The organism is Synechococcus sp. H60.2 (assembly GCF_047462315.1).
Lineage (GTDB): Bacteria > Cyanobacteriota > Cyanobacteriia > Thermostichales > Thermostichaceae > Thermostichus.
On sequence record NZ_JANSIZ010000034.1, the window covers coordinates 19,135 to 29,223 of the forward strand.

Annotated in this window: 8 protein-coding genes; 6 read left to right on the forward strand and 2 right to left on the reverse strand. The window is 58.9% G+C overall.

Annotated features, from left to right (window positions below):
* Positions 1 to 130: 130 nt before the first annotated feature.
* The 6 genes from sufB to NW845_RS07125 all read left to right on the forward strand — a co-directional run bounded on the left by sufB (position 131) and on the right by NW845_RS07125 (position 6,876).
* Positions 131 to 1,567: a Fe-S cluster assembly protein SufB gene (gene sufB / locus NW845_RS07100; RefSeq protein WP_414372335.1), complete on the forward strand. Its 1,437-nt coding sequence runs from the start codon at positions 131 to 133 to the stop codon at positions 1,565 to 1,567.
* Positions 1,568 to 1,690: 123 nt separating this feature from the next.
* Complete coding sequence (gene sufC / locus NW845_RS07105; RefSeq protein ID WP_414377758.1) at positions 1,691 to 2,464, forward strand: Fe-S cluster assembly ATPase SufC; 774 nt, start codon at positions 1,691 to 1,693, stop codon at positions 2,462 to 2,464.
* A complete protein-coding gene (gene sufD, locus NW845_RS07110) occupies positions 2,461 to 3,768 on the forward strand; it encodes a Fe-S cluster assembly protein SufD (protein WP_414377761.1) in 1,308 nt (435 codons plus the stop codon). The genes sufC and sufD overlap by 4 nt, the downstream gene beginning before the upstream one ends.
* A 686-nt stretch (positions 3,769 to 4,454) precedes the next feature.
* Positions 4,455 to 4,907 carry an AbrB family transcriptional regulator gene (locus NW845_RS07115; protein ID WP_414364014.1) on the forward strand — a complete coding sequence of 151 codons (453 nt, stop codon included), beginning with the start codon at positions 4,455 to 4,457 and terminating at the stop codon, positions 4,905 to 4,907.
* Positions 4,908 to 5,042: 135 nt separating this feature from the next.
* The gene (locus NW845_RS07120) at positions 5,043 to 6,443 is read left to right on the forward strand and encodes a 1-acyl-sn-glycerol-3-phosphate acyltransferase (protein WP_414377764.1); all 1,401 of its coding nucleotides are present in this window, start codon (positions 5,043 to 5,045) and stop codon (positions 6,441 to 6,443) included.
* Between the two features lie 232 nt (positions 6,444 to 6,675).
* Entirely contained in the window at positions 6,676 to 6,876 is a 201-nt protein-coding gene (locus NW845_RS07125) for a hypothetical protein (RefSeq protein ID WP_414364011.1), read from the forward strand.
* Between the two features lie 172 nt (positions 6,877 to 7,048).
* On the opposite strand, the gene NW845_RS07130 is transcribed toward NW845_RS07125, so the two are convergent.
* Together NW845_RS07130 and pyk are read right to left on the reverse strand one after the other, a co-directional pair.
* Positions 7,049 to 7,399 carry a hypothetical protein gene (locus NW845_RS07130; RefSeq protein ID WP_414377767.1) on the reverse strand — a complete coding sequence of 117 codons (351 nt, stop codon included), beginning with the start codon at positions 7,397 to 7,399 and terminating at the stop codon, positions 7,049 to 7,051.
* Positions 7,400 to 7,555: 156 nt separating this feature from the next.
* The gene (gene pyk, locus NW845_RS07135; RefSeq protein WP_414364012.1) at positions 7,556 to 9,397 is read right to left on the reverse strand and encodes a pyruvate kinase; all 1,842 of its coding nucleotides are present in this window, start codon (positions 9,395 to 9,397) and stop codon (positions 7,556 to 7,558) included.
* Positions 9,398 to 10,089 lie beyond the last annotated feature (692 nt).

Sequence of the window (10,089 nt, forward strand, 5' to 3'; positions counted from 1 at the left end):
GCTGCCGCTGCCAGCACCGCTACTTTGACAAGGGGATCATTGCTAAAGTAACCTGAGGATTAGTTAAGCAACAACCATGTTGTTTTAATTGGCCATCTGTTTTGCCCCTGTCCCTAACCGAGAGCCATCCATGTCTACGAGCGTCCGCACCCTAATTAGCCAGCCCTACAAGTACGGCTTTGTTACCGACATCGCCTCTGAGTCCATCGGCAAAGGCTTAAATGAGGACATCATTCGGCAAATCTGGGCCAAGAAGGGGGAGCCGGACTTTATGCTGGAGTTCCGGCTGCGGGCCTACCGCCAGTGGCTGAAGATGAGCGAGCCCACCTGGCCGAATGTGACCTACCCGCCCATCGACTACCAGAACATCGTTTACTACTCCGCTCCCAAGGTAAAGGAGAAGAAAAAGAGCCTCGACGAAGTGGATCCCGTGCTGCTGGAAACCTTTGAGAAGCTGGGGATCCCTTTGTCGGAGCAGAAGCGGCTGGCCAATGTGGCGGTGGACGCCATTTTCGACAGCGTCTCGGTGGCCACCACCTTCCGGGAAAAGCTGGCCAAGGAAGGGATCATTTTCTGCTCCATGTCGGAGGCGCTACGGGAGTACCCAGACTTGGTGCGCAAGTACCTGGGCACGGTGGTACCCATTGCCGACAACTACTACGCGGCGCTGAACTCGGCAGTGTTTAGCGATGGCTCCTTTGTCTATGTGCCCAAAGGGGTGCGCTGCCCGATGGAGCTGTCCACCTATTTCCGCATCAACAACGGCGAGTCGGGCCAGTTTGAGCGCACCCTGATCATTGCTGACGAGGGATCCTACGTCAGCTACCTGGAAGGCTGCACGGCCCCCATGTTCGACACCAACCAACTGCACGCGGCGGTGGTGGAGCTGATCGCCCTGGACAATGCCGAGATCAAGTACTCGACGGTGCAGAACTGGTATGCCGGCGACGAAAACGGCAAGGGCGGCATCTACAACTTCGTGACCAAACGCGGCCTCTGTCAGGGGGCAAACTCCAAGATCTCCTGGACGCAGGTGGAGACCGGCTCGGCCATCACCTGGAAATATCCGAGCTGCGTGCTGGTGGGGGAAAACTCGGTGGGCGAGTTCTACTCAGTGGCCCTGACCAACCACTACCAGCAGGCCGATACCGGCACCAAGATGATCCACATAGGCCGCAACACCCGCAGCAGAATTATCTCCAAAGGCATCTCGGCGGGGCATTCCAAAAACAGCTATCGCGGCCTGGTGAAAATTGGGCCCAAGGCAGAAGGCGCCCGCAACTTTTCCCAGTGTGATTCCATGTTGATTGGGGATCAGTGCAGCGCCAACACCTTCCCCTACATTGAAGTGCAAAACAACACTGCCAAAGTAGAGCACGAAGCTTCCACTTCCAAAATCGGAGAAGAGCAACTGTTCTACTTCCAGTCGCGCGGCATTTCTGTAGAAGACGCCGTCTCCATGATCATCAGCGGCTTCTGCCGAGAGGTGTTCAACCAATTGCCGATGGAGTTTGCCGTCGAGGCGGATCGGCTGCTGAGCCTGAAGCTAGAGGGATCCGTTGGCTAGATCCCTGGCGAGCGGCTATGCTCGTTGCCAATTGCCGAGCAGCCTGGCGCAGCTCCACCGTGGGGGCGGCGCTGAAGGGGTAGGTCTGTCCGCCAATACTTCGACCCAAGACGAACTGCTGACATGATCCGGGAAAACAGCCCTGTCATTCTATCTGTCCGCGATCTCACGGCTGAGATCGACGGTACCCCTATCCTCAAAGGGGTGAACCTGGAAATCCGGGCCGGCGAGATCCACGCCATCATGGGGCCCAATGGCTCCGGGAAGAGCACCTTCTCCAAGATCTTGGCCGGCCACCCCGACTACCGGGTAACAGGGGGCGAGATCCTCTATCTGGGCAAGGATCTCTTGGCAATGGAGCCGGAGGAGCGGGCCTGGGCCGGGATCTTCTTGGCCTTTCAATACCCCATCGAGATTCCGGGGGTGAGCAACTTGGACTTCTTGCGCGCCGCCTACAACGCCCGGCAGAAGTATCGGGATCAGCCGGAAATGGATCCCCTCGATTTTGACGACTTGGTGCGGGAAAAACTGAGCATTGTCAAGATGGATCCCGCTTTTTTGGAGCGCTCCGTCAACGAAGGGTTTTCCGGCGGCGAGAAAAAGCGCAACGAGATCCTGCAGATGGCGGTGCTGGAGCCGACGCTGGCTATCTTAGACGAGACGGATTCTGGCCTGGATATCGACGCGCTGCGCATCGTTGCCCAAGGCATTAACCAACTGGCCGGCCCTGAGAAGGCCATACTCCTCATTACCCACTACCAGCGCCTGCTGGAGTATGTAACCCCCGACTATGTGCATGTGATGGAAGGGGGGCGCATTCTCCTCAGCGGCGATAAGACCTTAGCGCTGGAGCTGGAAGAGCGGGGCTATGACTGGCTCAAGGAGGAGGTGGGATGAGCGCTGCGGTGCCCAAGTCCTCGGTTCGAGAAAGCGACGCCAGCGGTTTTGGCCGTCCCTTTCTGGAGCACATCCTCCGCCAAATTCCAGAGGTGGAAGATCCCCATACCACCCTGAGACAGCAGGCCCGCGCCCAACTGGCGGAACTGGGGATCCCCACCCCCCGCGAGGAAGACTGGAAATACAGCGACCTCTCGCCGCTGGTGGCCCACACCTTTCGCCTGGCCGGCCCTGGACAGGCAACGCTAGAGAAGGCCGTGCTGGAGCCCTGGCTGTGGCCGGAGAGCCGTCACAGCTATGCGGTGTTCGTCAACGGCTACTTTGCTCCCCACCTTTCTGACTTGAGCGGCCTGCCCTCAGCCCTGCGAATTGCTCCCCTAAGCCAGTCGGCTCCTGGATGGTTGCAAACCATCGCCAAGCTCGACGTCTTCAGCGCCCTCAACACCGCCCATCTAGGCGATGGGATCCAGATTGAGCTGCCACCCCAGCAGGAGGTTTTGCCGCCCTTGCACCTGCTCTGGGTGACGGTGGCCCCAGAGAGAGAAGCCGTTCTGGCCCAGCCCCGCTGTCTGGTGGCTTTGCAGGCCCACAGCTCCCTCACCCTGATTGAAGATCACCTCTCCTGGGGGGCCGGGATCCCCTTTGGCAACGCCGTTACCGAGATTGCCCTAGCTGAAGGATCCCGTCTACACCATGTGATCCTGCAGCGGCAGGGATCCCAGGCTTTTCACATCAACCAAACTGCTGTGCGCCAGGGCCGCCACAGCCACTACCGGCTACAGGCCATCCAGTGGGGATCCCAATTTTCCCGCCACAACCTGGAGCTTGCCCAGGTAGAACCCCAGGCCTACACCCACCTGCAGGGACTGACCCTGCTGAAGGGATCCCAGCACAGCGACACCCACTCCCGCCTGGTGCATCAAGCGCCCCACGGCAGCAGCCGCCAATTGCACAAGTGCATCGTGGACGAGGCGGCCCGTGCGGTCTTCAGCGGGCGCATTTTGGTGAGCCAAGCAGCTCAACTGACAGACGCCGCCCAGACCAACCGCAATCTGCTGTTGAGCCCCAAGGCGCGGGTGGATACGCAGCCACAGTTGGAGATCTTTGCGGACAACGTCAAATGTGCCCACGGGGCCACCGTCAGCCAACTGGAGGCCGAAGAAATCTTCTATTTGCAAAGCCGCGGCATTCCCCAGGCCCAGGCCAGGCAACTCCTCACCTATGCTTTTGCAGCCGAGATTCTCGAAGGGATCCCTTTGGCCCAGCTTCCTTCCCAGGTGGCCCAGCGCTTGGGATCCGGCTGAGTTGTCCCTCCCATTTTGCCCCAGCCCTTACTGCCATCAGCCAGTCTTGAAATGGCTGCTAGCGGCCTGCGTCGCCCGCGCCCGTCGAACGGCGGGACAAACGCCCGTGGCGTCGTCGGCTCCCGCTGAGAAGCCCGAAGTCCCTTACCGGCCCTGCGGGTGATGGCATTGGGCCGTAGGCTTGCTTTGGCTATTTTTCCGGCTCGTTGTGCAACACAACATCACAGCCCCTTTTGCTGAAGTTTGGAGAAGCCGTCTTGGGGGTTTAGGACGGCAGAGGGGTGGAAACTGGAGAAACAGATCTAGTCTGGTTGGCGCGACTTTATCATCGCCAATCCTGACCTGGCCCACTGCTTCAAGCAAGTCTCTTCCCCCGATCCTGCGGATCCCTCTGGCCTCTCCGCCGAAGCACCCAGGGCGCCGAAGAGCCATACCGATTCTCCAGCCTTTGTCGCCATCAAAGCAAAAGCTACAGCCCCCCTCCGCACTTGAGTCTCTGCTGCCCCCCTCACCTTTTACCACGGAAAGAACACCGATTGAACGCCTATTGAGAAGAGCCTTTCTCCCTTAGAGAACCACTTCAAGTAGTAGGAGAAAAATGTGACCTCGAAAAGAGCCCCCAACTTTTGGTTGCAGAAGTACGCCAGGAGGTTATGATCCTGGAGAGGACTGTAGGGCATCAGAAAATGTTGGATATACCACCACAACCTTTAACCGGGAAGGCTCTCCTGCAGAAGGTAGAAGCGTTGAGCCATCTTCCGCGCCGCGAGACGGCAAAGCGCTGTGGCTACGTAACCATGACCAAGACCAACAAGCTCCGCGTCAACTTAAATGAGTTTTACGATGCGGTGCTGGCGGCAAAAGGTCTGAGCCTCAGTCCAACTTCCAGCCGTGACAAGCGCGGCCGCGAGCCAACCTTTCGCGTGAGCGTTCACAAGAATGGTCAGATCATCATCGGGTCCGCTTACACCGAAAAAATGAATCTCAAGCCCGGCGATGAGTTTGAGATTCAGTTGGGCTATAAGCACATTCACCTCAAGCAAGTACTCAACGGCCAGGTGATGGAGGACTCAACCTCGAACGAAGAAGCTGCCCCCAAAAAGACGCGGAGCCGCAGGAAAAAAACAACAGGAGCTTGAACCTCTTCTGGAGTTGGGCAAGGGAATCCAGTTGAGAAACTGTCACTGCAGGGCTTTCTCTCCTCCAAACCCTCCATAAGATGGGATCCGAAGCGTGGGTTTATTGACTTGCCAACCCTAGATCTGAAGATCCCTATGTACCAGACTGTTCAACCTCCTCTCAAATTTCTGCCGCCGCGATTGACGCCTTGGGTGGTTCGTTTGGCGCAGGCGGGTTTGCCCTTCTGGTTGCGCTGGGCCAAAGGGATCCCGCGCGTTGAGGTAGATGGGGGCGAGCGTTTGGCTCAGCTTTATCAGCAATTCGAGGCAGGCAAGATTCGCCTGTTGGTAGCCTTTCGCCACCCCACCCTTGACGATCCCCCCTGCCTGATGTACTTGTTTTCCCATCTTCTGCCTCAGGTGGCTCGACAACAGGGGATCCGCCTGCGGCAGCGGCCCCACGTTTTGTTTGTCTACGACCGCGGCCTGCCACTATGGCTGGGCTTCATTGGCCGCTGGGGGCTTCCCCGGCTGGGCGGGATCCCGATTTTGCGGGGCCGTCTGGATCGGGCAGGGCTGAAGAGCTCTCGCGAGCAGTTGGTGTCAGGCCAGTACCCACTGGCGGTGGCTCCAGAGGGGACGATCAACGGCATGAGTGGGCTGCTCAACCCGCTGGAGCCGGGGGTGGCGCAAATGAGTTTTTGGGCGGTGGAGGATCTGCATAAGGCGGGGCGCCCGGAGGAGGTGCTGATCTTGCCGGTGGGCCTCCGCTACTCCTATTTGAGGGATCCCAGTGCGGCCCTGGACAGGTTGCTCCGCCGTATGGAGGCCGATTGCAAGCTCCCGGCCACGCGCTCGGCACATGTCGGCAAGGGGTTTCTGATGGCCCGCTTGCTTCGCCTGGCCGAGCATTTGATTCAGGTTATGGAGCATTTTTACGAGCGCTTCTACGCCCCCGCCCTGCCCTCTGCCGCTCGGGTCAACCTCAAAGAGGGAGAAGGTCTGTGGGCACGTCTGCAAAGCCTATCGGATCTGGCCCTGCGCGTGGCCGAGCAGCACTTTGGCCTGCAGCCCCAGGGGAACTTGATCGAGCGGCGGCATCGCATCGAACAGGCAGGCTGGGCCTGGATCTACCGGGAAGATATCCCTGATATTGCTGCGCTTTCGGCTTTGGAGAAGGGGCTGGCCAATCGCGTTGCCTCGGAGGCCAGCTTCCACCTCTGGCACATGCGCCTAGTGGAGACCCTGATGGTGTTTGCCGTGCGTCCCCTGCCGGAGCAGCCCGGCCTGGAGGAACTGGCCGAAACTGCCCTGCGGCTGTGGAACCTGTTGGTCTGGATCAAAGGCAAAAACGCCGTCGGCGCTGCCCCTCCCAGATTGGGGCCGCGGCTGGCCCGTTTCAGCATCGGGGATCCCCTCTCGGTTTCAGAGCGCTGGCCCGCCTATCAGGCCAACCGCCGGCAGGCCGTACAAGCTCTAACCCAAGATTTGCAAGCGGAGATGGAGCGGCTGCTGCAAGGGAGCCCACGCTCGCCTGCGGCCATGGCCGTCGGTTGAGATCTGGGTTGGTTGGCCTTGTCGAAGGGAGCGGGAAGGCCTGTGCCGAAACTGATACCAGCCTGTTGTTGGGAAGTGTAACAATTCCTCAGGATGTTTTTTGAGACGTTTTGTGGGAGCAAGACGAACTTTTGCGTTATCTGACAAGAAAATGAAGGAAAAGGGAAGCTTCTGACGCTTGCGGTAGAAAGGTACCAGGAAGAAAGGTAGTGAGGCGCGTTGGCCTTCGCCTATGTCTGATGAGCTGCTCCGCGCAATTCGTAGGCGCGACCTAGAGGCCGCCACCTCAGCCGTGCAGCGCTTGCGTTCCCGCCACCTGAGTGAGGCTGTGATTACCTCAATGGTGATGGTGGCCGTGGAGCGATTGGCCTGGGACGAGGGCGATCGGGCTGCCGCCAGTTGGTTGCTACGTCACTGCGCTCGACGACGCTGAAAGGGATCCCCTCCCCTTCTAAGGGGGCTGTCCGTCAACTGGATCCCTGCCTCTGTTTCCTAAGGTGCCGATGGCCGCCTCTGCTGCTCCCTGCGCGGATAAACCCAGTGAGCGGGCATTGGCTCAGCTCTGCTGGAGTGGCTAGGATCTCGGCCAGTTCCACCAGATTTTTTTACTCTTGTTTATTCTTGCTCGGCTCGTCAGGGTTCTTGTTCGGATCGTCAGGATGCTGACGATCTTCCTCAAAGAACATCAACCTCCGAAGACGAGCTGAGCGGTAGTCGGAGAGGCGCAGCGCAAGGGAGCGCCACGCTCTTTTGCTGCCCAGGCCGGACTTCTCGTAAAGCAGAGACGCGCTGGGAGCGAAGCCGAAGTCATGGGCATCTTTGATGGCAGCCAGATCGGCGCTTAAGAAAACAAACTGCCAGCCGTCTTTCTCCGTTTTTTCTTTGATCATCTTCTCAATTTGCTCTTTGCGGAACTCGCGACTGGCGTTCTCTTGGCCATCGGTTACCACCACCATAAGCACCCTGGCAGGGCGATCTGCTTCGCCGAGTTTGCTGAGACTGTTTTCCAGATCGTTGAGGAGTCCTTGTCGGCGCAGATCCCTGCCTCCCCCTTCCCAGGGAGAGAGACTAGGAGACAGTCTCACCCTTGTCCGCAATGACCGCCAAACCCGTTAAAAGCCCAACCCATCCGCTCCTGAAGTGACAATACCCCTCTCGGTGTCCAAGGTAACGATGGCCCCGTCGCGGATGAGGCGCGTAGCATCCTTAACTCCCACCAGCACCGGCACCCCCAACCGCAGACCGATCACCGCCGCATGGGAGGAGGCCCCATCTTCTTCGGTGATCACCCCAGCCGCCTGTTTGATCGCCTCCACATAGTTGGCATCGGTAGCGCGAGCAACCAAGATGTCGCCAGCGGTGATTTTGCTGGCGTCGAGGCTAGATCTGAGGATGCGGGCCGGGCCGCTGACAGTGCCTTTGCCAAACCCTCTGCCTTTGGCCACCACTGCCTTTACTACCTCTACCTTAATCAGATCGGTGGAGCCGGATACGCCTGGCAAAGTGCCGGCGCTGAGCACCACCAAGTCGCCATCCTTGAGCAAACCTTCTTCCTGAGCCACGTTGATGGCGGCCTGAAAGGTCTGGCGGGTGGTAGGCAAATCCATGACCAACAGGGGCCGTACCCCCCACACCAACTGCAGTTGCCGCGCCACCTCTACATGAGGAGTTACCGCCAAGATCGGGGTGCGAGGGCGAAACCTGGAGACATTGCGAGCCGTAGCCCCAGTTTTAGTCAGGGTCATCACCGCCACCGCATCCAACTCCTGGGCAATCTCCCCTACGGCGCGGCTAATTGAGTCGGCGATCAGGGTTTTGGGCCGGGACGAACCATTGCTACCAGAGCTGTTGTTGTTTTGGCTCAGCTCCTGCAGGGTGAGGGCGCGCAGGTGTTGGCGGCGATCGACATAGATTGGGCTGAAGTAATCCCGTTCGATGCGCACGGCAATGCGGGCCATGGTCGCCACCGCCTCGACGGGATATTTGCCTACCGCCGTCTCGTTGGAGAGCATGACGGCATCGGTGCCATCCAAAATAGCATTGGCCACATCCGAGATCTCAGCCCGAGTGGGACGAGGGCTGTGAACCATGCTGTCCAGCATTTGGGTAGCAGTGATCACCGGGATCCCTAAGCAGTTGGCCATGGCGATCATCCGCTTCTGCAAAATCGGCACCTCTTCCGCCGGCAGCTCTACACCCAGATCTCCCCGCGCCACCATTACCCCGTCGCTGAGGGCCAGGATCTGGGGCAGTTGTTGGATGGCCTCGTGTTTTTCAATCTTGACGATGATAGGAACCCGCTTGCCGACAGCGGCCATCAGTTCCCGCAGCTCCAGCACATCAGAGGGATCCCGCACAAAGCTAAGGGCCACCCAGTCCACCCCTTGGTTGAGGCCGAAGTAAAGGTCTGCCTTATCTTTTTCGGTAACGGCGCGGATGCTGAGGCGCACGCCGGGGAAGTTCACTCCCTTGTTGTCGGAGAGGGTGCCGCCGACAATGGTGCGGCAGAAGAGCTCCCCCGCCTCGGGATCCACTGCCTCCACCCGCATCTCCACCCGACCGTCATCGAGGAGGATCGTCGCCCCTTCCGGCACCTCTTGGGCCAGCTTGTCGTAGGTGACCCAACTGCGCTCCTGGGATCCCAAAATGGGCTTGCTGGTCAACACGAAGGGATCCCCGCTCCTGAGGGTAATCGAGCCTTCGGCAAACTTGCCCAGGCGAATTTTGGGCCCCTGCAGATCTTGCAAAATGGCGACCTGGATGCCCAGGTCCATAGCGGTTTGGCGGATGAGGCGGATGTTGCGGCGGTGCAGATCGTGATCCCCATGGGAGAAGTTGAGGCGAAGGGTGGTTGCCCCTTGCAGGATCATTTCCCTTAGGATGGCGGGGTTGGAGCTGGCAGGGCCGATGGTGGCGACAATTTTGGTGCGTCGAAAAGACTCGCTCGAATGCATGGCAATCTTTACCAAGGGAGAGCAGCCCAGATTGTTTCCCCACACGGGGATCCCCTTGATACGATAACCCGTTTTGACACTCCCCGCACTTAAGTGGCAAGGATTTTCAAGCAGCCCAGAAGCAAACTCCTAAAGGCCTTGTCAAAGCGCCTCTGCTAACTCCCCACAGACAAAGTCCAAAAGTTGCCGTTACTTCGTGTTGATTGCCGCATTGGCGTCGGCAGTGATTAGCCAACCATCTAAGGTTCTCAACAGTCCACACTTCACCTGCTTTCCTATCAACTTCTACCCTTCAGGTTTTTTACTGCCTCTGGGCAGAAAATCGCCATCCAGAAAGCTGGCCAAGGTCTCCAGACCCCCAGTGCGAACAGAAGTATAAGCTTCCTCAGTCTCGAGAAACCTCATACCCAACCGTCGGCATGGCTGCTCTGGGTATTGCTTGGGCCTTGCCGTAGGCATTGGCATAAGCTGCTTTAGCCTTGCCACCTAGGTTTGCTTAATTCTTCAGGGATTCCAACCACTCGTGTCGGCAGGCCAGAGGCCTTAGACGGCCATGCCAATCCCAGGCTGGAGGTAGTGTAGGCAACTAGAGTTGCCGGGGCTACCGAGCCGATTTCAGCTAGAAACCGCAGGAGCCCCGCCCTGTACCCCCGTATACGGGGGGAGGGGGGCCGGTCAGGGCCGGGAGGAAT